At 62.1% G+C, this 26,029-nt stretch carries 24 protein-coding genes; 10 read left to right on the top strand and 14 right to left on the bottom strand.

Features of this window, described 5'->3' with window-relative positions; translation table 11 throughout:
• Positions 1-56: 56 nt before the first annotated feature.
• From AC4LFW_RS09075 to AC4LFW_RS09025, 11 genes are all read right to left on the bottom strand, one after another.
• Positions 57-1,424, bottom strand: a complete 1,368-nt coding sequence (locus AC4LFW_RS09075) for a TRAP transporter large permease (protein WP_491818753.1) — start codon at positions 1,422-1,424, stop codon at positions 57-59.
• 16 nt (positions 1,425-1,440) lie between these two features.
• Positions 1,441-2,052, bottom strand: coding sequence for a TRAP transporter small permease subunit (locus tag AC4LFW_RS09070; RefSeq protein ID WP_491818752.1), 612 nt, complete (start codon positions 2,050-2,052; stop codon positions 1,441-1,443).
• A gap of 70 nt (positions 2,053-2,122) precedes the next feature.
• Positions 2,123-3,208 (bottom strand): TRAP transporter substrate-binding protein, encoded by a 1,086-nt coding sequence (locus tag AC4LFW_RS09065; RefSeq protein ID WP_491818751.1) that lies wholly within the window; start codon positions 3,206-3,208, stop codon positions 2,123-2,125.
• 434 nt (positions 3,209-3,642) lie between these two features.
• The gene (locus tag AC4LFW_RS09060) at positions 3,643-4,038 is read right to left on the bottom strand and encodes a MerR family transcriptional regulator (RefSeq protein ID WP_491818750.1); all 396 of its coding nucleotides are present in this window, start codon (positions 4,036-4,038) and stop codon (positions 3,643-3,645) included.
• Positions 4,039-4,161: 123 nt separating this feature from the next.
• The gene (locus AC4LFW_RS09055; RefSeq protein ID WP_491818749.1) at positions 4,162-4,788 is read right to left on the bottom strand and encodes a CoA transferase subunit B; all 627 of its coding nucleotides are present in this window, start codon (positions 4,786-4,788) and stop codon (positions 4,162-4,164) included.
• A 2-nt stretch (positions 4,789-4,790) separates the two neighbouring features.
• Positions 4,791-5,486, bottom strand: coding sequence for a CoA transferase subunit A (locus AC4LFW_RS09050; RefSeq protein ID WP_491818748.1), 696 nt, complete (start codon positions 5,484-5,486; stop codon positions 4,791-4,793).
• Positions 5,487-5,524: 38 nt separating this feature from the next.
• Positions 5,525-6,427 (bottom strand): hydroxymethylglutaryl-CoA lyase, encoded by a 903-nt coding sequence (locus AC4LFW_RS09045; protein WP_491818747.1) that lies wholly within the window; start codon positions 6,425-6,427, stop codon positions 5,525-5,527.
• A gap of 111 nt (positions 6,428-6,538) precedes the next feature.
• A complete protein-coding gene (locus tag AC4LFW_RS09040; protein ID WP_491818746.1) occupies positions 6,539-8,437 on the bottom strand; it encodes an acetyl/propionyl/methylcrotonyl-CoA carboxylase subunit alpha in 1,899 nt (632 codons plus the stop codon).
• A complete protein-coding gene (locus AC4LFW_RS09035) occupies positions 8,434-9,237 on the bottom strand; it encodes a gamma-carboxygeranoyl-CoA hydratase (RefSeq protein WP_491818745.1) in 804 nt (267 codons plus the stop codon). The genes AC4LFW_RS09040 and AC4LFW_RS09035 overlap by 4 nt, the downstream gene beginning before the upstream one ends.
• A gap of 164 nt (positions 9,238-9,401) precedes the next feature.
• Positions 9,402-11,009: a carboxyl transferase domain-containing protein gene (locus tag AC4LFW_RS09030; RefSeq protein WP_491818744.1), complete on the bottom strand. Its 1,608-nt coding sequence runs from the start codon at positions 11,007-11,009 to the stop codon at positions 9,402-9,404.
• Between the two features lie 83 nt (positions 11,010-11,092).
• Positions 11,093-12,256: an isovaleryl-CoA dehydrogenase gene (locus AC4LFW_RS09025; protein ID WP_491818743.1), complete on the bottom strand. Its 1,164-nt coding sequence runs from the start codon at positions 12,254-12,256 to the stop codon at positions 11,093-11,095.
• A gap of 232 nt (positions 12,257-12,488) precedes the next feature.
• On the opposite strand from AC4LFW_RS09025, the gene AC4LFW_RS09020 reads away from it, so the two are divergent.
• The 8 genes from AC4LFW_RS09020 (at position 12,489) to AC4LFW_RS08985 (ending at position 21,186) form a co-directional block, all read left to right on the top strand.
• Positions 12,489-14,168: an AMP-binding protein gene (locus AC4LFW_RS09020; protein WP_491818742.1), complete on the top strand. Its 1,680-nt coding sequence runs from the start codon at positions 12,489-12,491 to the stop codon at positions 14,166-14,168.
• 39 nt (positions 14,169-14,207) lie between these two features.
• On the top strand, positions 14,208-14,801 hold the full coding sequence (locus AC4LFW_RS09015; RefSeq protein WP_491818741.1) for a peroxidase-related enzyme: 594 nt from the start codon (positions 14,208-14,210) through the stop codon (positions 14,799-14,801).
• Between the two features lie 100 nt (positions 14,802-14,901).
• The gene (locus AC4LFW_RS09010) at positions 14,902-16,170 is read left to right on the top strand and encodes an OprD family porin (protein WP_491818740.1); all 1,269 of its coding nucleotides are present in this window, start codon (positions 14,902-14,904) and stop codon (positions 16,168-16,170) included.
• A gap of 236 nt (positions 16,171-16,406) precedes the next feature.
• Positions 16,407-17,180 carry an ABC transporter ATP-binding protein gene (locus AC4LFW_RS09005; RefSeq protein WP_491818739.1) on the top strand — a complete coding sequence of 258 codons (774 nt, stop codon included), beginning with the start codon at positions 16,407-16,409 and terminating at the stop codon, positions 17,178-17,180.
• Complete coding sequence (locus AC4LFW_RS09000) at positions 17,177-17,893, top strand: ABC transporter ATP-binding protein (protein WP_491818738.1); 717 nt, start codon at positions 17,177-17,179, stop codon at positions 17,891-17,893. The genes AC4LFW_RS09005 and AC4LFW_RS09000 overlap by 4 nt, the downstream gene beginning before the upstream one ends.
• An 81-nt stretch (positions 17,894-17,974) precedes the next feature.
• Positions 17,975-19,192 carry an ABC transporter substrate-binding protein gene (locus tag AC4LFW_RS08995; RefSeq protein WP_491818737.1) on the top strand — a complete coding sequence of 406 codons (1,218 nt, stop codon included), beginning with the start codon at positions 17,975-17,977 and terminating at the stop codon, positions 19,190-19,192.
• 78 nt (positions 19,193-19,270) lie between these two features.
• Positions 19,271-20,158, top strand: coding sequence for a branched-chain amino acid ABC transporter permease (locus tag AC4LFW_RS08990; RefSeq protein ID WP_491818736.1), 888 nt, complete (start codon positions 19,271-19,273; stop codon positions 20,156-20,158).
• Positions 20,159-20,193: 35 nt separating this feature from the next.
• Positions 20,194-21,186: a branched-chain amino acid ABC transporter permease gene (locus AC4LFW_RS08985; RefSeq protein WP_491820185.1), complete on the top strand. Its 993-nt coding sequence runs from the start codon at positions 20,194-20,196 to the stop codon at positions 21,184-21,186.
• Positions 21,187-21,243: 57 nt separating this feature from the next.
• Here AC4LFW_RS08985 and AC4LFW_RS08980 read toward each other — a convergent pair whose 3' ends face one another.
• Entirely contained in the window at positions 21,244-22,020 is a 777-nt protein-coding gene (locus AC4LFW_RS08980; protein WP_491818735.1) for an enoyl-CoA hydratase, read from the bottom strand.
• A gap of 172 nt (positions 22,021-22,192) precedes the next feature.
• Between AC4LFW_RS08980 and AC4LFW_RS08975 the strand changes: the two genes are divergently transcribed.
• The gene (locus AC4LFW_RS08975) at positions 22,193-23,083 is read left to right on the top strand and encodes a LysR family transcriptional regulator (RefSeq protein ID WP_491820184.1); all 891 of its coding nucleotides are present in this window, start codon (positions 22,193-22,195) and stop codon (positions 23,081-23,083) included.
• Complete coding sequence (locus tag AC4LFW_RS08970; protein ID WP_491818734.1) at positions 23,080-24,102, top strand: AraC family transcriptional regulator; 1,023 nt, start codon at positions 23,080-23,082, stop codon at positions 24,100-24,102. The genes AC4LFW_RS08975 and AC4LFW_RS08970 overlap by 4 nt, the downstream gene beginning before the upstream one ends.
• 25 nt (positions 24,103-24,127) lie before the next feature.
• Here the strand turns inward: AC4LFW_RS08970 and AC4LFW_RS08965 are convergent, their stop codons facing one another.
• The gene (locus AC4LFW_RS08965; protein WP_491818733.1) at positions 24,128-24,574 is read right to left on the bottom strand and encodes a 3-phosphoshikimate 1-carboxyvinyltransferase; all 447 of its coding nucleotides are present in this window, start codon (positions 24,572-24,574) and stop codon (positions 24,128-24,130) included.
• Between the two features lie 65 nt (positions 24,575-24,639).
• Complete coding sequence (locus AC4LFW_RS08960) at positions 24,640-25,962, bottom strand: leucine-rich repeat-containing protein kinase family protein (RefSeq protein WP_491818732.1); 1,323 nt, start codon at positions 25,960-25,962, stop codon at positions 24,640-24,642.
• Between the last annotated feature and the right edge of the window lie 67 nt (positions 25,963-26,029).

Below are 26,029 nucleotides of genomic sequence, written 5' to 3'. Positions count from 1 at the left end.
GGCTGCCAGGGGCAAGGCAGCCGGTTTCAACGCAGTATTGTCAACGCAGGTGGTTTTTACTGCGCATACACCTCGTTGGGCAGCCAGGTCGCCAGCGGCGCGAAGAAGAACACCAGCGCCAGCCCCAGCAACTGGATCAGGATGTAGGGCAATACGCCGAGGTAGACATCCCTGGTGGTGACTTCTGGCGGGCAGACGCCCTTGATGTAGAAGAGCGCGAAGCCCACTGGCGGGGTGAGGAAGGAGGTCTGCAGGCAGAGCGCGAAGAGAATCGCGAACCACAGCGGGTCGACGCCCATGGAGAACAGCACCGGGGCCACCAGCGGCAGGATGATCAGCGTGATCTCCACCCAGTCGAGGAAGAAGCCCAGCAGGAAGGTGATCAGCAGAACGGTCAGCAGCACACCGGTCTGGCCGAACGGCAGGCCGGTGAGCGCGGCGCGGATCACGTCATCACCGCCCAGGCCACGCAACACCGCGGCGAACACCGTCGCGCCGATGAAGATGCCGAAGATGAAGGCCGAGGTGCGGCTGGTCTGGTAGAGCGCATCCTTCAGCACCGTCATGTTCAGCTTACGGCTGAAGCCGGCCATCAGCACCGCACCGAAGGCGCCGACCGCTGAAGCCTCGGTGGTGGTCGCAATGCCGAAGAAGATCGAGCCCAGCACCGCAAGAATCAGCACGAAGGGTGGCACCACCGCCCAGAACACATCGATCAACGCCTTGGCATCAAGCTTCTGGCGGTTGGCCGGAGCAGGCGCGAAATCCTTCTTCAGCCAGGCCACCACCACGATGTAGAGGATGTACATCAGTGCCAGCATCATCCCCGGAACCAGCGCGCCCATGAACAGCTTGCCCACCGAGGCTTCGGACGTGCCGAGGCGGTCAGCCATCAAGACCAGCATGATGCTGGGTGGAATCAGGATGCCCAGCGTGCCGACCGAACAGGCGGTGCCGACAGCCAGGCTCTTGTTGTACTTGGCCTGCAGCATCGGCCCGATGGACAGCATGCCGAGCAGTGCCACCGAGGCGCCGACGATGCCGGTGGAGGCGGCGAGCAGAATGCCCACCAGCACGACGGTAACGGCGTATCCCCCGCGCAGCGGGCCGAGCACCCGAACCAGGCTGTGCATCAGCCGTTCGGCGATGCCTGAGCGGTCGAGCATGATGCCCATGAAGATGAACAGCGGCAGGGCCACCATCAGCTCGTTGGCGACAATGCCGTAGATGCGCGCATCCAGAACGCCAATGGTGCCGTCCCAGGTGAACCAGAGATCGGCATCGAAGTGTTCGACCATCACATGGCCGAGTACGGCAAACAGCAGCCCGATGCCGGCCAGCGACCAGGCGACCGGGAAGCCAAGCAGCAGCAGCCCCATGAAGGTGGCGAACATGCTGATGACGAGGATTTGTTCCAGACCCATGATTACGGCTACTCCGTCAGGGCTGCAGATGGCCGCGGTCGCGGTCATGCGTCGGGCCGATATAGGCCCGGGGGAAATCGAACAGCAGCGTGCTGCAGCGCGTGGCCCTTGAAAGCAGTGCCAGCGCTACCAGAGTCAGGCCAATGGGCAACACGCTCTTGAAAATGAAACGGTGCGGCAGGCCGCTTGGCGCCTGCGAGCGCTCGTCGTAGATGAAAGCCTGATAGGCGAACGGCACCAGTGCGTCGACCATCAGCACCACGATCGGCAATGCCAGGAACAGGATCGCCAGCAGCTCGATGATGGCCTGGCTTCGCAGGCTGAACTTTTCCCGCAGCACATCGACCCGCACATGGTCATCCCGTACCACCGCATAGGCGAGGGCCAGCATCAGAGCGGCGCCGAACAGATGCCAGGACAACTCTTCCAGCGCGATCGAGCCGCGGGACAGAACGAAGCGGCTGAACACGTTGGTCAGCACCACGGCCAGCACCAGCAGCCAGATCCAGGCACTGGCTTCGCCAATGGCGACCAGTACCCTGTCCAGCCAGAGGGACAGGCGGTTGTGCGGCAGCGGATCGCCGGGCGAGACGCTGCCGGCGGAATCGGAAACAGGAGGAACGGACACGGTTTCACCTCGACAGTGCGGACGGGAAGAGGGATGGGCGCGCCTTGCCCGCGCGCCCAAGGTCAGGCTCTCAGTCGTACTGGTAGTAGGTGCGCGGCAGGTAGCCCTTGCTGTGCCAGATCGAGTGGTGCTTCATGAACTCGCGCTGGCTGCTGAGCACGCGGTTGAACATCTCATCGCCAGCGGCGATTTCGTCCAGCACTTCGTTGGTCACGCGTTCCAGCTCGCGTAGAACCTCTTCAGGCAGAACCTGCGCCTTCACGCCCTGTTTCTCGTAGTCGCGCAGGGCCGTCGGCTGGGCCCACTCGCTTTCGGCGAAGCCCTTGAGCGTGGCGGATTCGCACCCCATTTCGATCAGCGCGCGGCTTTGCGGCTCGAGCTTGTCCCAGACATCCTTGTTGACCAGCAGGTGCGAGGTGGTCAGCGTTTGGTGCCAGCCGGGCATGATGTAGTTCTTGATGATCTGGTCCAGGCCCAGCATCTTGTCGACCGCAGGCTGCGAGAACTCCGTTGCGTCGATGGTCTTACGTTCCAGCGCCTGATAGATCTCGCCGCCCGGGATCATGGTGACCGAAGCTCCCAGCTTTTCCAGTACCTTGCCGCCGATGCCCGCAAAGCGGATGCGCAGGCCGTCGATGTCCTCGAGTTTTTCGATGGGCTTGGCAAACCAGCCGGCACCTTCCGGCCCAATGATGCTGCACAGCATCGGGTGGATGTTGCGCTCGGCGTAGATTTCCTCGAGCAGCTTCCTGCCGTCGCCCTCGTAGTACCAGGCCAGGTAAGCCGGGGGTTCCATGTTGAAGGGCGCGCCGGAATACAACGGCAGGGCGGCGATGGTGCCCTGGTCGTAGCCGATCCAGGTGTAGCCGGCCGGGTACTTTCCATTGCTGACGGCATCCATGATCTCGAATGGCGGCACCAGTTCGCCGGGTTCGTAGTAGCGCAGTTGAACGTCGCCGCCGGAAATCGTCTTGAGCGATTCGGACAGGTGCTTGATTGGAGTGGTCAGGCCCACCAGGTGAGACGGAAAGGCCAGCGGCACCTGCCAGCGGATCTTCTCCGCGGCCAGGGCGGTGCCGCTGTGCAGGCTGGCACTGAGTACCGTGGTGGCGCCGATGGCACAGGCGAGACGGGAGAGCTTTTGCATGATCGACATCAGGAGATTCCTTCTTGTTGTTGTTCTGGTGTTCAAACCCGGCGCTGCAACCGGGAAGCGGGATGAACCAGCCGCAGGTGTTTTCGCCCTGTCGGGTGCTCTGCTGCGTGACGGGTATTGCTTAGCAGGTTCTGTGCCTGAGTTCGGATACCCCTGTAACAGCCGATCCAGAGCGGTTGAGGGCGGTCGATGATGCACCGGTGTCCAACGGGGTGGACACAGCGAGGCGCAGGTTGCGCAGCTGTCCAGAATGCTGGACGAGTGTCCGGCTCGCTGGATTTGCTTGGGCGGGTCGGCGGGCGCGGGCACAGCTGGCCAGGCTGAACCTGAAGGATTCGATTGCCTGGTCGGCGGGTGATTACCCCTCGCTTCGCATGGCGAGAGGGGGCGGCGTCTCTTCAGGGAGTCCCGCCCATGCGGATGCGGGGCTGAGCTCAGCTGGCTTCCTTGCCCATGGTCGTTTTCAGTGCCGAGAGGCAGCGCTCTTCAGCGGTGTCCAGTTCCAGCTGCATCTGCTGGATATCGAGCAGTTGCTGCTCGAGCTGCTGGCGGCGCTCGGCGATCATGCCAAGCATGATGTTGAGCTGCTTCTGGTTGCCGGCCTTGGGATCGTAGAGCTCGATCAGCGTCTTGCATTCGGCCAGCGAGAAACCGATGCGTTTGCCGCGCAGGATCAGCTTCAGGGCCACGCGATCCTTGGGGGTGTAGATCCGTTCCTGGCCGCGGCGTGTCGGCGAGAGCATGCCTTGTTCTTCGTAGAAACGAATCGCACGGGTGGTGATGTCAAGTTCGTTGGCCAGATCGGAAATGCTGTACGTCTGCTTTGCCATGGAGGTGTCCAGTCCTGCTTGGTCAGCCGCGGCTCGCGATGAGCCGGGCGTTGGTCATCGGCGTGCGCCAAGGCTACACGCGGATGGGGTCGATGCACAGTGGCATCGGGCCATGCTCCCGACTCAGCGCCGGATCGGGCAGCCCGTGGCGTCCTGTATCTGCTCGAAGCTCACCCCAACGGCCAGTTCGACCAGTGTCAGCCCTTGCTCCGTCACGTCCAGTACGCCGAGGTCGGTGATGATCCGGTCGACCACACCGACACCCGTCAGCGGCAGGTCGCAGTGCGGAATGATCTTGTGGGCGCCCTTGGCAGTGTGCTCCATCAGCACCACGACGCGCTTGACGCCCGCGACCAGGTCCATCGCGCCGCCCATCCCCTTGACCATCTTGCCGGGGATCATCCAGTTCGCCAGGTCGCCTTTTTCGGACACCTGCATGGCACCGAGGATAGCCAGGTTGATATGGCCGCCGCGGATCATGCCGAAGCTCATCGCATTGTCGAAAAAGGCGCTGCCGGGCAGGGCGGTGACGGTCTGCTTGCCGGCGTTGATCAGATCCGGGTCGATCTCGTCTTCCGTGGGAAAGGGGCCGATCCCGAGCAAGCCATTCTCGCTCTGCAGCCAGACGTCCATCCCCTCGGGGATGTAGTTGGCGACCAGTGTCGGCAGGCCGATGCCCAGATTGACGTAGAAGCCGTCCTGTAACTCCTGCGCGGCGCGTTGCGCCATCTGCTCGCGTGTCCAGGCCATGATCAGCTCCTCACCGTGCGTTTTTCGATGCGCTTCTCGGCGTTCGGGTTGTGGATGATGCGCTGTACGTAGATGCCGGGAAGGTGGATCTGGTCCGGGTCCAGCTCACCGGTTTCCACAAGGTGATCGACCTCCACCACGCAGACCCTGCCGGCCATGGCGGCGAGCGGGTTGAAGTTGCGTGCGGTCTTGTTGAAGACCAGGTTGCCGGCCTTGTCCGCCTTGAACGCCTTGACCAGCGAGACATCGGCTGGCAACGATTCTTCCATCACGTACCACTCGCCGTTGAATTGGCGGGTTTCCTTGCCCTCGGCGATCAGCGTGCCGTAGCCGGTGCGGGTGTAGAACGCCGGAATACCGGAGCCGGCCGCGCGCAGCTTCTCGGCCAGCGTGCCCTGCGGGGTGAACTCCAGTTCAAGCTCGCCCGCCAGATACTGGCGCTCGAACTCCTTGTTCTCGCCCACGTAGGAGGAAACCATCTTGCGCACCTGGCGCGTTTCCAGCAGCAGGCCGAGGCCGAAGCCATCAACGCCGGCATTGTTGCTGATCACCGTGAGGTCCTTCTTGCCGGTGTCTCGCAGCGCCGCGATCAGCGCCTCGGGAATGCCGCACAGGCCGAAACCGCCGACGGCAAGCGTCATGCCGTCTTCGACCAGGCCGTCGAGCGCCTGTCTGGCGTTGGGATAGATCTTGTTCATGCGAGCCTCTTGATATCACCTGTGGGCCATCGGTCGTGTCATTGCGCGCTCAGCCGCGCCCGGGCGACGCGTGATCCGTTGGGGCGACCCAGCACATCGCTGATGCGTTGTCCGGCTTCGATCAGCATGTCCAGATCGATTCCGGTCTGGATGCCCAGCCCGTCGAGCATGTAGAGCACGTCCTCGCTGGCGACATTGCCACTGGCACCCTTGGCATAGGGGCAGCCACCAAGTCCGGCGACCGAGCTGTCGAAGGTGCAGAGGCCTTCCAGGAGGCTGGCATAGATGTTCGCCAACGCCTGGCCGTAGGTGTCGTGGAAATGCCCAGCGAGCTTGTCCCGCGGGACCTCGCGACTCACCACCTCGATCAGCTGACGCGTCTTGCCCGGCGTGCCGGTACCGATGGTGTCGCCCAGGGACACCTCGTAGCAACCCATGGCGAACAGCTCGTGGGCGATGTGGGCGACCCGTTTCGGATCGACTTCACCTTCATAGGGGCAGCCCAGCACGCAGGAGACATAACCGCGTACCTGAACACCGTTCTCCCGCGCCGCAGCCATCAGCGGGGCGAAGCGCGCCAGGCTTTCATCTATCGAGCAGTTGATGTTCTTCTGTGAGAAGGCTTCAGACGCGGCCCCGAACACGGCCACTTCGCTGACACCTGCGTCGATGGCCGCTTCGAGCCCCTTCAGGTTCGGCGTCAGCGCCGCGTAGGTGACGCCGGGCTTCTGCCGGATCTGCGCGAAGACATCGGCCGATCCCGCCATCTGCGGCACCCATTTGGGCGAGACGAAGCTGCCGACTTCAATGTAATGCAGGCCGGCAGCGCTCAGGTCATCCACCAGACGTACCTTGTCGGTCACGCTGATGGGTTGCTTCTCGTTCTGCAGGCCGTCGCGGGGGCCAACTTCGACCAGGCGCACATGTTTGGGCAGGGACATATCGATGCTCCGTACGGTTATGGCTTCGGTGCTTGTCACCGCTGCGTTGCGTTGCTGGAAGCTGTGTCGCACGTTTTCGCTCTGTACCCGATCCTCTATCGGGTCGAGGCATCAAGCGTCTTCCATTTCCAACAGTACTGCGCCTTCGTCGACCATGTCGCCCTCGGCGCAGAACAGCTTGCCTACCACTCCTCCCTGTTGTGCGCGGATGCTGTGCTCCATCTTCATCGCTTCCAGCACCACCAGTGTGGCACCGGCTTCGACATGTTGCCCCTGCTCGACCAGCACGCGCACGATGCTGCCGTTCATGGGTGCAGTCAGGCCTCCATGGTGCTGATGGCTGGCTTCGGCTTCGGCGATGGGGTCGAACGCGGTGACGGCTTGCAGTTCACCATTCCACTCCAGATACAGCGTGTTGCCCTGGCGGATGGATTTCGGCTGACGATCACCGGGATGAGGCGCCCTGTCGATACGCACCAGCCGGTCTTCACCGTTGCACATAAGGTGCACGCCTATGCGTGTCGGCATGCCGAAACGCAGCCCATCACACTTCGCCCAGGGCGATTGAGCATCGTCGTCGCGAATCTTCGCCGGTTCGGTCTGCACATAGAGCTCGCCCGCCAACTGCCAGAACTCATCACCCAGCTGGCCGGGTGTGCGCATCAGCTCGGCTTCGTGGCGCGGGATGAAGCCCGTGTCGAGCTCGGTGGCGGCGAAGGCGGGATGGGCGATCACACGGCGCAGAAAGGCGAGGTTAGTGCGTACGCCGCCGACGCTGGTTTCATCGAGCATGGCCAGCAGGCGAAGACGTGCTTCTTCACGGTTTTCGCCCCAGGCAATCAGCTTGCCGAGCATGGGGTCGTAGAACGGCGAGACCGTGTCGCCTTCAGCCACGCCGCTATCGACCCGACGACCCGGCCCTGACGCCGACTCGCGATACAGATCGAGCGTGCCGGTGGCTGGCAGAAAGTCGTTGTCCGGGTCTTCCGCGTACAGACGCACTTCGATGGCGTGACCGTTGAGCGGCACCTGATCCTGAGTGATCGGCAGCGACTCACCCCGAGCGACGCGAATCTGCCAGGCCACCAGATCCAGGCCGGTGATGGCTTCGGTGACCGGGTGCTCGACCTGCAGGCGGGTGTTCATTTCCATGAAGAAGAACTCGCCGCGCGCGTCGAGCAGGAACTCTACGGTGCCGGCCCCGACATAGCCGATCGCCTGCGCCGCCTTGACCGCAGCTTCACCCATGGCGCGGCGCAGTTCGGGCGAAAGCCCTGGCGCAGGCGCTTCCTCGACGACCTTCTGGTGGCGGCGCTGGATCGAGCAGTCGCGCTCGTTGAGGTACAGGCAGTTGCCGTGCTGATCGGCGAATACCTGAATCTCCACATGGCGCGGTTTGAGCACGTATTTCTCGACCAGCATCCGCGAGTCGCCAAACGACGACTGCGCCTCACGCTGAGCCGATTGCAGCGCTTCGGCCAGATCCGCCTCGCGCTCGACCACCTTCATGCCTTTGCCGCCACCGCCGGCAGTTGCTTTGAGCAAGACTGGATAGCCAATCTTTTCTGCCGCGACGCGGAAGGTTTCCAGGTCCTGTGCTTCGCCGTGATAGCCCGGCACCAGCGGCACGCCGGCCTTGTCCATCAGCGCCTTGGCGGCGGACTTGCTGCCCATGGCGTCGATGGCGGTGGCTGGCGGGCCGAGGAAGATCAGCCCGGCATCCTCGATGGCGCGGGCGAATTCGGCGTTCTCCGAGAGAAAGCCATAGCCGGGGTGAATTGCCTGAGCGCCGCTGGCTTTGGCCGCAGCGATCAACTTGTCGATCATGAGGTAGCTGTCGGCTGGCTTGGCCCCGCCAAGGTCGACTCGAACGTCGGCTTCCTGTGCGTGGCGTGCGTCGCGGTCGATGGCGCTGTGCACGGCAACGGTAGTCAGGCCCATGGCCTTGGCGGTGCGCATCACGCGACAGGCGATCTCGCCGCGGTTGGCAACCAGCAGGGTGGTTATCATTGTTCTGGCTCCTGCATCCAATTAGGTTTGCGCTTTTCCAGAAAGGCGCTGAGTCCTTCCTGCCCTTCGGGACTGACTCGGATCCGCGCAATGGCATTTTCTGTGTAGCGGCGCAGCGCGGGGCTCAGCGAGACGCTGGCAGCTTCGCGCAGCAGGTCCTTGCTGGCTCGCATCGCCTGTGGGCTGTTGAGCATGAGGTTGTCGAGCCAGGCCTGCAGGGCGTCATCCAGTTCGGCCGCAGCGTAGGTCTCCGACAACAGGCCAAGGTCGCGGGTGCGCTCGCCACTGAAGCGCTCGCCGCTTATGGCGTAACGACGCGTGGCGCGCTCACCCATGGCCTTGACCACGAAGGGACTGATCACCGCAGGTGCGAGGCCGATGCGGACCTCGGACAGGGAGAACAGTGCATCATGCGCACCGATAGCCATGTCGCAGCAGGCGACCAGCCCGACCGCACCGCCAAAGGCCGCGCCCTGCACGACCGCCAGTGTCGGCAGCTTCAGGTGATAGAGGCTGTACATGAGCTCGGCCAGCTCGCGGGCGTCAGTGAGGTTGGCTTCGAAATCCAGCTTTGCCGATTGCTGCATCCAGGTCAGATCGGCACCGGCCGAAAAGTGCTTGCCGCGCCCCCGCAGTACGAGGAAGCGCAGGGTTTTGTCCGCCTGTACCTGGTCAATGGCCGAGACCAGCTCGCGGATCATCTCGGCGTTGAAGGCGTTGTTCTTTTCCGGACGGTTTAGCCAGAGCGTGGCGAAACCGCGGGGGTCTTTGTTCAGCTCGATGGTGCTGAAAGTCGTCATCAATCTGTCCTCATGTAAAGTGGAAGACGCTCTTTTCTTCCACCGTGGTGCATCCAGTTGGTGGATGGGTGAAGCGTCATCCACCCTACAGTCTTCAGCCCTTGGCTAGCGGTTGAAAGCAGTACGTCCAGCCTCAGCCTCCAGCGCGGTTATCGGTTTTTCCCTTACATCCGGAATACGCCGAACCGGGTCGGTTCGATCGGCGCGTTGAGACTCGCCGAGAGTGCCAGGCCCAGTAGGTCCCGCGTCTGCGCGGGGTCAATAACCCCGTCATCCCATAGTCTGGCGCTGGAGTAGTAGGGATGCCCCTGGTGCTCGTATTGCTCGAGGATCGGTTGTTTGAGTTGCGCCTCGTCCTGCTCAGAGAAGGTCAGCCCGCTGCGCTCGGCCTGCTCGCGCTTGACCTGTACCAGTACACCGGCAGCCTGCTCGCCGCCCATCACACCGATGCGCGCGTTGGGCCACATCCACAGAAAGCGCGGATCATAGGCACGACCGCACATGCCGTAGTTGCCCGCGCCGAAGCTGCCGCCGATGACAACCGTGAATTTCGGTACCTGGGCGCAAGCGACAGCCGTGACCAGCTTGGCGCCGTGCTTGGCGATGCCGCCGGTCTCGTATTTCTGCCCGACCATGAAGCCGGTGATGTTCTGCAGGAACAGCAGCGGGATGCCGCGCTGGCAGGCCAGTTCGATGAAATGCGCGCCTTTCTGCGCGGCTTCGGCAAAGAGGATGCCGTTGTTAGCCAGAATCGCGATGGGGTAGCCATGCAAGGTGGCGAAGCCGCACACCAGAGTGGTACCGAACAGCGCCTTGAACTCATCGAACTCGCTGCCGTCCACCAACCGCGCGATGACTTCGCGCACGTCATAGGGCTGCTTGGCCTGCGCCGGGATGACGCCGTAGAGCTCGTCGGCCGGGTACAACGGCTGGCGTGGCTGATGGACTTGCACCTGGCCGAGCTTCTTCCAGTTGAGATTGGCGACGCAGCGGCGGGCGATGGCCAGCGCGTGTTCGTCGTTCTCAGCGTAATGGTCAGCTACACCGGACGTTTTGCAGTGCACATCCGCACCGCCCAGGTCCTCGGCGGTCACGACTTCACCAGTGGCGGCTTTTACCAGCGGCGGACCGGCGAGAAAGATGGTTGCCTGATTGCGCACCATGATGGTCTCGTCGGCCATGGCCGGCACATAGGCGCCACCAGCGGTGCAGGAGCCCATTACCACGGCGATCTGCGGGATGCCCATGGCGCTCATGTTGGCCTGGTTGAAAAAGATGCGACCGAAGTGTTCGCGGTCCGGAAAGACCTCGTCCTGACGCGGCAAATTGGCCCCGCCTGAATCCACAAGATAGATGCACGGCAAACGATTCTGCTGGGCGATGGATTGCGCGCGCAGGTGCTTTTTCACCGTGAGTGGGTAGTAGCTGCCGCCTTTTACCGTGGCGTCGTTGGCGATGATCATGCATTCGACACCCTCGACCCGCCCGATGCCGGCGACCACGCCCGCTGCGGCGACGTCTTCGCCGTAGACCTCATGTGCCGCCAGCGGCGCTATTTCCAGAAAGGCCGAGCCCGGATCGAGCAGCGCGTCGATGCGGTCTCGCACCAGCAGCTTGCCGCGTGAGACATGGCGCTGCTGGGCTTTTTCACCACCGCCTTCGCTGACGCGACCGAGCAGGGCGCGGAGGTCGTTCACCTGGTCGAGCATTGCTGCGCTGTTGGCAACGAACTCGGGGGAACGGGGATTGATTTGGGTGTGTAGGACGGCCATAGAACCCTCGAAAAGAGCGCTGGAGGCTGGAGGCTGGACGAGGGCGGGCGCCGCTTTTCGTCCAGCCTCTAGCCTTCCGCGGCTTATTTGCTTTCGTTAAACAGCTCGCGCCCAATCAGCATCCGGCGGATCTCGCTGGTGCCGGCGCCGATTTCGTAGAGCTTGGCATCGCGCAAGAGGCGGCCCGTGGGGAATTCGTTGATGTAGCCGTTGCCGCCGAGAATCTGGATGGCCTGAAGTGCCATCTGAGTGGCGGCCTCTGCGGTGTAGAGGATGACCCCGGCGGCGTCCTTGCGGGTGGTTTCGCCACGGTCACAGGCCTGGGCGACGGTGTAGAGATAGGCGCGGCTGGCGTTGAGCTGGGTGTACATGTCGGCCACCTTGCCCTGGATGAACTGGAACTCGCCGATGCTCTGACCGAACTGCTTGCGGTCATGGATATAGGGGACGACCACGTCCAGGCACGCCTGCATGATCCCGACCGGGCCACCGGCCAGTACCACGCGTTCGTAATCCAGGCCGCTCATCAGTACCTTGACGCCACCGTTCTCGACACCCAGCACGTTCCCTTCCGGCACCTCGACGTCGTCGAAGAACAGCTCGCAGGTGTTGGAGCCGCGCATGCCGAGCTTGTCGAACTTGTTGCCGCGGGAGAAACCCTTCCAGTCGCGCTCGACGATGAACGCGGTGATGCCATGGGGGCCCTTGTCCAGGTCGGTCTTGGCATAGATCACGTAGGTGTTGGCGTCCGGGCCGTTGGTGATCCAGGTCTTGCTGCCGTTGAGGACGAAGCGGTCGCCCTTGCGGTCCGCGCGCAGCTTCATCGATACCACGTCGGAACCGGCATTCGGCTCGCTCATTGCCAGTGCGCCGACGTGCTCGCCGGAGATCAGTTTGGGCAGGTATTTCGCTTTCTGTTCTGGCGTGCCATTGCGGTTGATCTGGTTGACGCAGAGGTTGGAATGCGCGCCGTAGGACAACCCCACGGAGGCCGAACCGCGGCTGATTTCCTCGATGGCGATGACATGCGCCAGGTAACCCATGCCAGCGCCGCCGTATTCCTCGTCTATGGTGATACCGAGCAGGCCCATGTCGCCGAACTTGCGCCACATGTCGCCGGGGAAGAGGTTGTCGCGGTCGATGGCTTCGGCGCGGGGCGCCACTTCGTCGGCCACGAAACCGCGCACCTGGTCGCGGAGCATGTCGACGGTCTCGCCGAGAGCGAAGTTGAGGCCTGAATAGTTCATGTGCCACCTGTCTGTCTTGTAGTTGTTCTGTTCGACTGCCAGCCGAGGGAGAACGTCGACGCCCCCGATCAGCCTGTGTTTTCTGCGATCCAGCCCGGTTCCTCGAAGCAGGATGCGGTGGGTTGTCACGCTGTTACCTTTACGTTAACGTAACCATGTCCCGAATGGCTGTCAACAGCGGAAAACCGGGCAGCAAGGCCTCATAACAAACATAAGACTGAGGAATTTCGACATGAGTCTTCCGAGCTACACCTGCGGACCGCAGACCAAACCCCTGTTGCCGATGACAATTGGTGCGGCGTTCGACCGGACGGTCGAGCGATTCTCAGACCGTGAGGCCCTGGTCGTGCGACATCAGAACCTGCGCTTTACCTGGGCGCAGCTCGCCGATGAAGTGGATCGTTGCGCACGCGGATTGCTCGCGCTGGGTTTGCAACCGGGCGAGCGGGTGGGCATCTGGTCACCGAACAATGCCCAGTGGTGCATCACACAGTTCGCCACCGCCAAGATCGGCGTGGTGCTGGTGAACATCAACCCGGCGTATCGCCTGAGCGAGCTCGAATACGCACTTAAACAGTCCGGCTGCCGCTGGCTGATCTGCGCCGATGCGTTCAAGACGTCCGACTACCACGCGATGCTCAACGAGCTGTTACCCGAGCTGGAACGCTCCGCCGTGGGCGCGCTGCAAAGTCATATGCTTCCAGAACTGCGCGGCATCATCAGCCTGTGCGACAAGCCGGTGGATGGCATGCTGCTGTGGAACGGGCTGATGGATATGGCCGAGCAGGTTGGCCCGGAACAGCTGCGCCAGTGCGGAGAGCAGTTGCAGTTCGATGACCCCATCAACATCCAGTACACCTCGGGCACCACCGGCTTCCCCAAGGGGGCCACCCTAAGTCACTACAACATTCTCAATAACGGCTACATGGTAGGCGAAAGCCTCAAGCTCACCGAACATGATCGACTGGTCATTCCGGTGCCGCTGTACCACTGCTTCGGCATGGTGATGGGCAACCTGGGCTGCGTCACCCATGGCACCACCATGATCTATCCGAGCGCCGCTTTCGAGCCGCTGGCGGCACTGCAGGCGGCTGCCGAAGAGAAGGCCACCGGTATGTATGGCGTGCCGACCATGTTCATCGCCATGCTCGATCACCCGGAGCGCCAGTCGCTGGACCTCACCAGCCTGCGCACCGGCATCATGGCCGGCTCAACCTGTCCGATCGAAGTCATGAAGCGCGTCATCGATGACATGCATCTGGCCGAGATGCAGATCGCCTACGGCATGACCGAGACCAGCCCGGTGTCCACCCAGACTGGCCCGGATGACGACCTCGAGCGGCGCGTGACCAGCGTCGGTCGTACCCAGCCCCACCTGGAAAGCAAGGTGGTGGACGAGCACAACCGTATCGTGCCGCGCGGGCAGATCGGCGAGCTCTGTACCCGTGGCTACAGCGTCATGCTGGGCTACTGGAACAACCCGGAAGCGACCGCCGGCGCCATCGACGGGGCGCGCTGGATGCACACCGGCGACCTGGCGATCATGGACGAGGAGGGCTACGTGAAGATCGTCGGCCGCAACAAGGACATGATCATTCGCGGCGGTGAAAACGTGTATCCGCGCGAGATCGAGGAGTTTCTGTTTACCCACCCGGCCGTCGCGGATGTGCAGGTCATCGGTGTGCCGGACAAGACCTATGGAGAAGAGATCGTCGCCTGGGTCAAGTTGCATCCGGGGCACCAGGCTGGTGCCGAAGAGCTGCGGGCCTTCTGCAAGGGCCGCATCGCGCACTTCAAGACGCCGCGACATATCAGGTTCGTTGACGACTTCCCCATGACCATCAGTGGCAAGGTGCAGAAATTCAAGATGCGCGAGGTAAGCGTGGCCGAGCTGGGGCTTGCTGATCTGTAACTGCCATCCCACCGTACCGGGTTTCTTGAGGAGCACAGCATGACCCAGGCCATCAGTCGTTTTCCGCTGGTCGACAACCTCGACGAGCTGCCGTCCGATGTGCGCGAACGTATCGTCGCGGTGCAGGAGAAGGCCGGCTTCATACCTAACGTCTTTCTTATGTTGGCCCATCGACCTGATGAATTTCGCGCCTTCTTCGGCTATCACGATGCTTTGATGGAACGAGAATCCGCGAGCCTGACCAAGGCCGAGAAGGAGATGATCGTTGTGGCAGTGAGCGCTGATCATGGTTGCCTGTATTGCGTGGTAGCCCATGGGGCGATTCTGCGGATCCTGGCCAAGGACCCGTTCATCTCTGATCAGATTGCGGTCAACTACCACACCGCGCCGATCGGCGAGCGCCAGCGGGTGATGCTGGATTTTGCGTTGAATGTGGCTGCTGAGCGAGGTGTGCTGGATGACACCTGGCAGGCGCGTTTGGAAGAAGTGGGCTTTACTCTCGACGACATCTGGGATATCGGGTCGATTGCGGCGCTGTTCGGCTTGTCAAACCGCCTGGTATCGATGGCGCGAACACCTCCCAACGACGAGTTCTATTTGCTGGGCCGGGTGCCCAGGGCTGCCGCCAACTGAGCGGAAGCAGAAGATTTACCGCACGCCGCGGTAATACGGGCCGGCTGTACAAGTCGGCCGGACAGCTGCATCAACCAAGACAATAACAAGAGAGATGACTATGCACCTGAAACCCCTAAGCCGTTTCTTCGTCTTCAGCAGTCTGGCAGCCAGTGCGCTGGGTACCTCGACGATGGCGTCCGCCGCGTTTCTCGATGACAGCAAGGCTGGCGTCGAGCTGCGCAACTTCTACATGAACCGTGATTTCCGCCAGAGCGGTGCGCCTCAGTCCAAGGCCGAGGAATGGGCTCAGGGCTTCATTCTGAAGATCGAATCGGGTTACACCGAGGGTCCGGTGGGCTTTGGCCTGGACGCCATCGGTCTGCTGGGGCTCAAGCTGGACTCCAGCTCGGATCGGGCCGGCACCGGGCTGCTCCAGCGTGACCGCAACGCACCCGGCCGAGCCCAGGATGACTACGGGACAGCAGGCCTGACGGCCAAAGCTAAGATGTCCGATACCACTCTGCATGTCGGCACGCTGCAGCCAATCATTCCGGTTGTGATGCGCAACGACAGTCGCTTGCTGCCCAATGTCTATCGAGGAGCCTGGCTGCAGAGCAAGGAAGTCGATGGGCTTACGCTCGATGTGGGGATGCTCGACCGCATCAGCTATCGCGACTCTTCGGACTATGAGGAGATGACTGTATTCAATGGTGGCGCCAGGAACATCACGCTGGGTAGCAACGCTACCAGCGACGAGTTCCTGTTCGCCGGTGGCCGCTACCAGATAATGCCCGAGCTGACCGGCAGCTATTACTACGGTGGCCTGGACGGCATCTATAAGCAGCACAACATGCAACTGGTGCACGTCATGGCGCTCGGTGAGAGCCAGAGCTTCAAGACGGATTTGCGCTATGTGCGGTCCACCGATGATGGCGGCAGCAATGTCGACAACAACGCCTTCGGAGCACTGTTCACCTACAAGCTCGGAGGTCACGGCTTCACCGGGGGTTATCAGAAAATGAGCGGCGACACTGGCTTCGCGTATGTCAGTGGCGGCGACAACATGCTGATCAATCTCTTGCAGATCAATGACTTCGGCAACGAGGACGAGAAATCGTGGCAGGTCCGCTATGACTACGATTTTGCCGCGATGGGCATACCCGGACTGAGCCTGATGACCCGTTATGTCAGCGGCGACAACGTCAACCTGGCCGCTGGTGGGGAGGGCGAGGAATGGGAGCGCGATACCGATATCGCCTATGTCGTGCAGCAAGGGCCGCTGAAGAACCTGGGATTGAAAGTCCGCAACGCGACGGTGCGTAGCAACTTCGGGCCAGACATGAACGAAACCCGGGTCATCCTCAGCTACTCCCTGGCGCTGTGGTAACCACTGCCGGAACACACTGAGACAGCTCCTCGTTGATCCCTTTCCGGGCCTCCGGGCCCGGTTTTTTCCATGAAGTCCAATCGCACCAAGGCATTGCTGAGGTACCTGCCGGGTCAGTCATGCGTTTGAAAACGAGGCTTGCCTCGTGTTGCAAACGCTTGTTATCGTTTACGTAAAGGTCACCCAACGACCTGCGCCATTAACCAACAAGAATAATCAAGGTTAGAGGGCATCCCATGGAACCAGAGTTCGTGCTGGAAACGCGCGGCCTGACCAAGGAATTTCGCGGCTTCACCGCGGTGGATTCCGTCGATCTACGTGTACAGAAAGGACACATCCATGCCTTGATCGGCCCCAACGGTGCCGGCAAGACCACGGTATTCAATCTCCTTACCAAATTCCTCACGCCCACGCGTGGCGAAATCCTCTATCGCGGCAAAGCCATCACGGCGATGAAGGCGAACCAGATCGCGCGTCTCGGCCTGGTCCGCTCGTTCCAGATCTCTGCGGTGTTCGGCCATATGAGCGTGTTGGAAAACGTGCGCGTCGCACTCCAACAGAAACTGGGCAATTCGTTTCACTTCTGGAAGTCGGAGCGCACCCTGCGGGAACTCGATGAGCGGGCCCTGCAGCTACTCGCCGAGGTCGAGCTGGAGAGTTATGCCCAGACGCTCGCCATAGAATTGCCTTACGGGCGTAAGCGTGCGCTGGAACTGGCTACGACTCTCGCGCTGGACCCCGTAGTGCTGCTGCTCGACGAGCCGACCCAGGGCATGGGCGGCGAGGACGTCGACATGGTCGTGGCGCTGGTACGGCGCGCGGCGGAAAACCGAACGGTGCTGATGGTTGAGCACAACCTCAGCGTGGTCAGCCGCCTCTGCGATCGAATTACCGTTCTGGCGCGCGGCTCCGTTCTGGCCGAGGGCGACTATGACAGCGTTTCGGCCAACCCTGAAGTGCGCGAGGCCTACATGGGCAGCGAAGCCGATGCAGAGGAGGCTCACGCATGACGCCCATGGCCGATCGCGATCAGTTGCGGGTCGATGACCTGCATGCCTTTTATGGCGAGTCCCACATTCTGCATGGCGTCGACATGGTGGTCGGCCGTGGCGAGCTGGTCACGCTGCTCGGGCGCAACGGCTCAGGCCGCAGCACCACGCTGCGGGCCATCATGAACATGGTGGGTCGACGCACAGGCTCCATCATCGTCAACGGCAACGAAACCATGGGCATACCTGCCCACCAGATTCCCAGACTCGGCGTCGGCTATTGCCCTGAAGAACGCGGCATCTTTTCCAGCCTGAACGTCGAGGAAAACCTGCTGCTACCCCCAACCGTGCGCAGCGGCGGCATGGGCCTGGACGAAATCTACGAGATGTTCCCCAACCTCTATGAGCGGCGCTTCAGCCAGGGCACCCGGCTGTCTGGCGGCGAGCAGCAGATGCTGGCGATGGCGCGGATCCTTCGCACCGGCGCCAACCTCCTGTTGCTCGATGAAATCACGGAAGGGCTGGCCCCGGTGATCGTCCAGAAGCTTGCCGAAGTGTTGATCAAGCTGAAGAAACGCGGGCTGACCATCGTCCTGGTCGAGCAAAACTTCCGCTTTGCCGCACCCCTGGCTGACCGTCACTACGTGATGGAGCACGGGCAGATCATCGAAGAGATCCATGCGGTCGATCTGGATTCGAAAAAGGAATTCCTGAATAGCTGTCTCGGGGTCTGAAGCCCGGTCAGAAGGACCTGCCGGTCTGCAGTACACCGGCATTTCATCAACCACCAACAAAAACAACCACAGTGGGTGAATATGAAATCTCTACGGAAAACCGCAGCCGCCGCGCTCGTGTCCAGCGTCATCATGGGTGCCGCACAGGCCGAGATCAGCAATGACGAAATCCGAATCGGGTACCTGGCCGATATGTCAGGAACCTACCGTGACCTGTCCGGCCCCGGCGGGCTGGAAGCCCTGCAAATGGCGATCGAGGATTTCGGCGGCACGGTCAACGGCAAGAAGATCGTTACCTTCAATGCCGATGATCTGAACAAGCCCGACGTCGGTGCCAACACGGTTCGCCAGTGGATCGACGAGCGCAACGTCGACATGGTGACTGGTATGGTCGCAAGCTCCGTGGTCCTCGCGGCCGCCAAGGTAGTGGAGCAGGGCGGCAAGCTCGCGCTCATCTCCGGTGCAGCGGCCTCGAGCATCACCAACGAGTACTGCGCGCCCAGCCATATCCACTGGACCTACGACACCTTCGCTCTGGCAAACGGCACCGCCAACGCCGTGCTCAAGGATGGCGGCAAGAGCTGGTTCATCCTCACTGCCGACTACGCGTTCGGCCACGCCATGGAAAACGACATCAAGAAGGTCGTCGAAGCCGAAGGCGGCAGCGTGGTCGGCACGGTGCGCCATCCGTTCCCGAGCAGCGACTTCTCGTCCTACATCCTTCAGGCTCAGGGCTCGGGCGCTGATGTGGTCGCGCTGGCCAACGCCGGTGCGGACACTGTGAACTCGCTGAAGACCGCCAGCGAATTCGGCGTGACCCAATCCGGCCAGAAGCTCGCCGGCATGGTGGTCTTCCTGAACGACATCCATGCGATGGGGCTGGATGTCACCCAGGGGTTGATGCTGACGACGGGGTGGTACTGGGACATGAACGAGGAAACCCGCGCTTGGGCCAAGCGGTACCAGGACCGCGTCGGTCGCATGCCAGGCATGGTGCCCGCCGGCATCTACTCGGCGACCATGCACTATCTCAACGCCGTGAAGGAAACGGGCAGCGACGACGCCCAGGTCGTTCGCGCGCAAATGGCCAAGACACCGGTCAACGACATGTTTGCCAAGAACGGCAAGATCCGCGAGGACGGCCGCATGGTGCACGACATGTATCTGGTCCAGGTCAAGACACCGGAAGAATCCAAGGGCGAATGGGATCTGTACAAGATCGTCAGCACCATTCCAGGCGATGAGGCCTTCCGCCCCATCGGTGAGAGCCAGTGCCAGCAGATGGCTCCGAAGGGCTGACCACACTGGCGTACCGCTACCCGGTCAGCAGTGATGTTGCTCTGGCCGGGTGTTCCGGAATCCTTTGGGTAGTGAATCATGACTCTCGTATTCGGCGTTCCCCTGAGCGTACTGTTCGGGCAGCTGCTGCTCGGCCTGATCAATGGGTCGTTCTATGCGCTGCTGAGCCTTGGCCTGGCGATCATCTTCGGCTTGCTGCGCATCATCAATTTCGCCCACGGCGCGCAATACATGCTCGGCGCCTTTGCTGCCTTCATTGGTTTGAATTACCTGGGCGTCAATTACTGGATGGCATTGCTGCTGTCGCCGCTGCTGATCGGCCTGCTGGGCATGGGCATCGAGCGCGGCCTGCTGCGTCGTATCGCCGGGGAGGATCATCTGTACGGCCTGCTACTGACCTTCGGGCTGGCGCTGATCGTCGAGGGCAGCTTCGTCAAGTTGTTCGGTGTGTCCGGGTCCCCTTATCCCATGCCTGAGCTGCTCAAGGGCGGGCATAACCTGGGCTTCATGTTCCTGCCGACCTATCGCGGCTGGGTGATCGTCGCGGCGCTGACGGTGTGCTTCGCGACCTGGTACATGATTGAACGGACCCGGCTGGGATCGTACCTGCGCGCCGGCACGGAGAACCCGAAGCTGATGCAGGCGTTCGGTATCAACGTTCCGCTGCTGGTCACGCTGACCTACGGCTATGGCGTTGCGCTGGCCGCGTTTGCTGGCGTGCTTGCCGCGCCTATCTACGCCGTCACGCCTGGGATGGGCTCGAATCTGCTGATCGTGGTGTTTGCGGTTGTGGTGATCGGCGGGATGGGCTCGATCATGGGCGCGATTGTCACCGGCCTTGCGATGGGGCTGATCGAAGGGCTCACCAAGGTGTTCTATCCGGAGGCGGCCAACACGGTGATCTTCGTGATCATGGTGCTGGTACTGCTGTTGCGGCCGGCCGGTCTGTTCGGAAAGGAGGCATGAACATGTCGACTCGAGAAAGCGTTCAAGCGTCTCCCATGCAGGCATCGGCCATACAGGTCAGGGCCAATGCCGAACGCGAGCGCCGCCGGGCGGCGCGGCGACGGCAGCATCTGTTCTACCTGGCGCTGTTGGGCGTGGCGATGGTGGCACCGTTGATGGTGTACCCGGTGTTCCTGATGAAGCTGCTGTGCTTCGCCCTGTTCGCCTGTGCGTTCAATCTGCTGCTGGGCTACGCAGGGTTGCTGTCGTTCGGGCATGCGGCATTCTTCGCCTGTGGCGGCTATATCACTGGCTATATGTTGAGTACCTATACGGGCCTGAGCACCGAGCTAGGCATCGTCGCCGGTACATTGGCTTCGGCTGTGCTGGGGTTTGTCTTCGGCTTGCTGGCGATTCGCAGGCAAGGCATTTATTTCGCGATGATCACCCTCGCACTGGCGCAGATGGTGTTCTTCGTCTTCGTCCAGGCGCCGTTCACCGGCGGCGAAAACGGCATGCAGGGCGTACCGCGAGGGCATCTGTTCGATCTGTTCGACATGCAGAACAACATGTCCCTGTATTACTTCGTGCTCGCTGTGTTCGTGTTGGGTTTCGTGATCATCCAACGAACGATTCATTCGCCCTATGGACAGGTGCTTAAGGCGATTCGCGAGAACGAGCCGCGGGCTATCTCGCTGGGCTACAACGTCGACGCGCACAAACTGTTGGCGTTCGTGATTTCCGCCGCGCTGACAGGGTTGGCCGGCTCTACGAAGACGGTGGTGTTTCAGCTCGCGTCGCTGACCGACGCCCACTGGCACATGTCCGGTGAGGTGATCCTGATGACGTTGCTTGGCGGCGTTGGCACCATCCTCGGCCCGGTCGTGGGTGCGACGGTCGTGGTCACGCTGCAGAGCTCGCTCTCCAACGGCCCGCTGGGCGAATGGGTGCATGTGATCCTCGGGGTGATCTTTGTGCTCTGCGTGCTGCTGTTTCGCTCGGGAATCGTGGGATGGGTGGAGCGATTGGTCAGGCGGAATTTCAAGTAAAAAAGCAGCTGGAAGCTTGAAGCCGGAAGTCAAAGCTTCAGGCTTCAGGCGACATGTTCAGGCGTTTTTCCAGGTAGGGCTGCGTTTTTCCAGGAAGGCATTGACGCCTTCCTTCTGGTCCTGGGTGTCGAAGAGTTCGGCGAAGAGTTCGCGCTCGGCGACCCAGCCGGTGGCATGGTCGTTGTGACGGGCATTCATCACCAGTCGTTTGCAACGGCTGACGGAGGAGGGGCTTTGCTTGCTTGCGCCTTCGGCAAGCTTGAGCGCCGTGGCGAGAGCCTCGCCGCGTGGGACCACTTCCTCGACCAGGCCGATCTTTTCGGCGCGCTGGGCGTCGATGCGCTCGCCACAGAGGATCATCCGCTTGGCCCAGCCTTCGCCTACCAGCCAGGGCAGGTTCTGGGTACCACCGGCGCAGGGCAGCAAGCCGACGCTGGCTTCGGGGAGCGCCATCTGGGCGTGTTCTTCAGCAATGCGGATGTCGCAGGCCAGCGCGCACTCCAACCCGCCGCCCATGGCGTAGCCGTTGATGGCGGCGATGGACACACCGCGAAAGCGCGTCAGTGCATCGAAGGCACGACCGAAGAGTTCCGCCACCTCGCGTGCGCCATCCTTGTCGCCGTCAGCGAACTGCTTGAGGTCCGCCCCTGCCGAGAAGAATTTTTCTCCCTGGCCGGTTACGACCAGCGCGTAGACCTCAGGGTTGTCGTTGAGCTGGCCAATCATCTGTTCCAGTGCCGCCAGCGACTCGCGGTCCCAGGTGTTGGCAGGTGGGTTGGAGATGGTCAGCAGGGCCGTGTGGTCGCGCATTTCGAGCTGAATCTTCTCGCTCATGTCGGTTCCTTCTTCTTGGAATGATGCGGATGCCGGGAGGCACAACGGGTTCGATAAACGAGACTAGCAGCGTAAAAACAGTAAACCCATGGTGCGAAACGCAGAGGTATTCTGTGTTTTTGCACAGCGAGCCGCGGACGGCACGCGGCAACTGATGGATCTGGAGCTTGTAGTGGACTGGGACAACCTGCGTTTTTTTCTCGAACTTTCGCGTGCGGGCAAGCTGACGGTCGCCGCAAGGCGGTTGGCCGTAGACCACACCACGGTGGCGCGACGAGTGCAGGCGCTGGAGAAAAGCCTGGACCGGCAACTTTTCATTCGTGCCAAGGCGGGATATCGACTGTCCGAAGCGGGCCGCGAGCTGCTGGCCCAGGCCGAGGCGATGGAAAGCGCCATTGCCTCCATCGAACAGCCGAGCCTGACCGCCGACAAACTCTCCGGCCAGGTTCGCATTGGCGCCACCGAGGGGTATGGCACCGTCATGCTGGCAAGCCAACTGGCCAACCTGACCCGCGATTATCCGCACCTGGGCGTGGATCTGCTGGCGGTGCCGCGCTCGGTACGGCTGGCGCGGCATGAGGCGGACATCGTCATCACCCTGGAGCGGCCCGAACGGGGACCCTACGTCATCACCAAACTCACCGACTACGTGCTGCGCCTCTACGCGTCCGAAGCCTACCTCGCCTCTCATCCGCCTATCCGCAGCCGCGAAGATCTGGTCGGCCATGTGTTTGTCAGCTACATCGAGGACCTGCTCTACAGCAAGGAGCTGTACTTTCTCGACGAGATCGTCCGCCCGCGCCAGCACTCGCTGCGCAGCACCAGCATCATGGCCCAGCAGGAAGCCGTCGCCGCCGGGGCTGGGCTGGCGATCCTGCCGGCGTTCTCGGCACGCAAGGAGCCGCGGCTCAAGGAAGTGCTGCTCGAAGAGATCGAATTCACCCGAACCTTCTGGATGCTGATGCCGGTGGAGAACAAGGATCTGGCGCGAATGCGGGTGTGCTGGGATTTCCTGCGGGACGTGGCCGCCAATAGCCATGACGTGATGATGGGGCGCGCATGAGCCGCGACGGCAAGGGCACCATTTCCGTCAGGCTGGTGGAGGAGGCGCTGCAGGGCTTTACCAGCTCTTCGCGATCAGCCGAAAAGCTGCTGCTTCAGCTCGGGCTCACCACCATTGACCTGGCCGACAGCGAAGCGCGTATCGATGTGGCCGAATACAGCAAGCTCTGGCGACGCCTGGCGCGGACGTTTGACGATGAATTCTTCGGCATGGACGCGCGGCGTATGCGAACCGGCAGTTTCGCCTTCGTCTGCCGCGCGGCCATGGCCCAGCCGACACTCGAGACTGCGCTTCGTGTGGCGCTGGAGTTCTTCAGGCTGACCTTCGAAGGCTTTCGCGGTGAGCTGTTTCGCAGCGAAAGCCTGGCGGAAGTCATGCTGTCGGAGCCGGGAGATGCGCCGCCGCTCAGAGCCTTCAGCTACTTCACTTTCTGGATGCTGCTGCACGGCCTGGCCTGCTGGCTGGTGGGGCGGCGCATTCCGCTGCTGGCCGTAGAGCTGCGTTGCGACGAGCCGGCCTATACCGATGACTACCGCATAATGTTCTCGCGCAACCTGCGCTTCGCGCGGCCTGGCACGCGGATCATCTTCGCTGCCGAGGTGCTCGACCTGCCGGTGCGCCGCAGCGAGCAGGAACTGCACGGGTTCCTGGCTCAGGCACCGGCCAACATCCTGGTCAAATACCGCGACACCACCAGTCTCGCCAGCCGCATCAAGGCCCAGCTGCGCGAATTGCCTGCCGAGCAGTGGCCCACGAGCGAAATGCTTGCTCAGACCTTGTGTGTCTCGCCCTCGACCTTGCGCCGTCGGCTGGCTGAAGTTGGGCAGACATACCAGGCCATCAAGGACCAGGTGCGCCAGGAGATGGCCACGCTGTGGCTGGCTGACCCTTCGATCACCTACGCCGAAATAGCCGAGCGCCTGGGTTTCGCCGACGTCAGCTCGTTCTACAAGGCGTTTCGTAAATGGACCGGGACCAATCCGGGGCAGTATCGCGGGTTGATTCTCGGCAACCCCTAACGGTGGGATCACGGTGCGGGCACGCTCAATGGCCTTTGAACCAATCCCACAGGCCCAGCGAATAGTTTGGAAAGAGGTTGATTCCGAGGGCCGACTTGGCCAGGTACAACGCGACCAGGCCCACCAGAATTGAGAAGAACAGAAACAGGGTAAGCACACCGGCCTTGGCGGCCAGCGACAGGTTGCGCTGGGCGCGAGACAGGTTGCGCTTGTTGCGTCCGCCCACCAGGACGAAATAGTACTGGTTGCTCCACAGCCTGAAGGTGCCGCGCAGATCCAGCTTGTGCCTGGCCCACGAGCGGGTCGCAAAGGCATTGCGCAACGCATCCAGTTGCTGCGGGGTGAAGCTGTCCCGCAGATCTCTGGGAAGGCGTTGTTTGAGGCCGAGGACAAACGGATCGTATTCCAGCGCGATGACATCGTTGGTGTCTGTGGATTGCGCATCTTCAACGTTTGATTCAGGAGCGAGCATAGCGTCAGGTAGCCGTCGGAAACCGTGGGAGACAACGGCTTATGCAACTACCTGGCCGAAAAGCCTTATCTACCGAGATTCTTCAGTTCAGCCGCCAGACGGGCGAAATCGGGACGCTGGGCAGGATCTTCCATCAGACATTGATGCCGCAGCGCAGATAGCCGCTCGATGCGAGCGTCTTCCTGTGCCGGGTCGCAGCGCTCCAGCAACTCCTCCAGCAGGCAGCCGAACGCGCGGGCTTCGAGGCGTTGCAGGGCCAGTGCAGTGGGCGTGTTCGGGTCGAAAAACGAGGCGGCACCGAAATCGCTGAGTAGCGTCTGGCCGCCTGCATCGACCAGCAGGTTATGCGCGTAGAGGTCGCCATGGAGGATGCCGCGCTGGTGCAGATGGCCGATGGTGCAGGCCGTACCTGTCGCGATCTGCAGCGCCTCATCGGCAAAAAACCGGCGCATCGGTTCATAGCAATCGCGCGTACAGCTGGCCAGCGATGGTGGGCCGGCCAGCACCCGGAACGCCGGATCGATAAGCTCCATGAGCAGCCCGGGCAGGGCATCGGACTGCTCGGCCAGCGGTCCTGTGACGCTGATCAGGTTGGGATGTTCGCCTGCGGCGATGCAGGCCGCCATCTCGCTATGTGGCAGGCCGTCGCTGGTCAGGTTGCCCTTGAACAGCTTGACCGCCATCGGCTGTGTTGCCTTGCCGGGCTGCTGCCACTGCGCTTGATGGATCACCCCGGATGCGCCCTGGCCCAGCACTTCACCCAGGCTGATCTGCTTGCGCTCGACCGGAGCCAGCGGGTGCTGCGCCAGGGTTTGCGCTTCCAGAGCATCGCTGAACGGGTTGCCGGCAAATGCCAGCCAGCTCAGCCGGGGCATGCGCAGCAACCAAAGCGGGAGGGCAGGCAACCGGTTGGCAGCAATGCGCAGCAATTCCAGCCGACTGCAGTTGGCAAGCGATTCAGGCAGTGCCTCCAGCTGGTTGCCCGCCAGCATCAGCTTCTGCAGGTTTCCGCAGCGGCCGATCTCCTCCGGCAGGGCTTCGAGTCTGTTGTCAGTGAGGATCAGCCAGCGCAGCTTCGGTGGCAGTGCTTCGGCGGGGAGTCGCTGAATGCGGTTGGCCTTGAACCCGACCATTTCCAGATTGGCACAGCGGCCGATCGAGGCGGGGACCACGGTGAAGAGGTTGTCCGAACAGAACAGGATGCGCAGCCTGTGCAAGCGTGACAGGTCGTCCGGCAGGCTGCTGAGCCGGTTGCCTGACAGATTGAGCACTTCCAGGCTGTCGGCCAGCTCGAAGATCGCCTGCGGAAAGGCCTCGAGCTGCTCGGACAGGTCGAGGCGGGTGGCTCCGGCGAGTTCGCCGCGTTCAAGTTGCGCCAGTGTGTGCATGGGCGAGTCACTTATCGGTGATCAAGGGGAATGGAACGGACACCGGGCGGCATCCGCGCTCATTTGC

The organism is Stutzerimonas sp. C6.4V (assembly GCF_058536345.1).
This window is presented reverse-complemented; position numbering and strand designations above follow the sequence as displayed.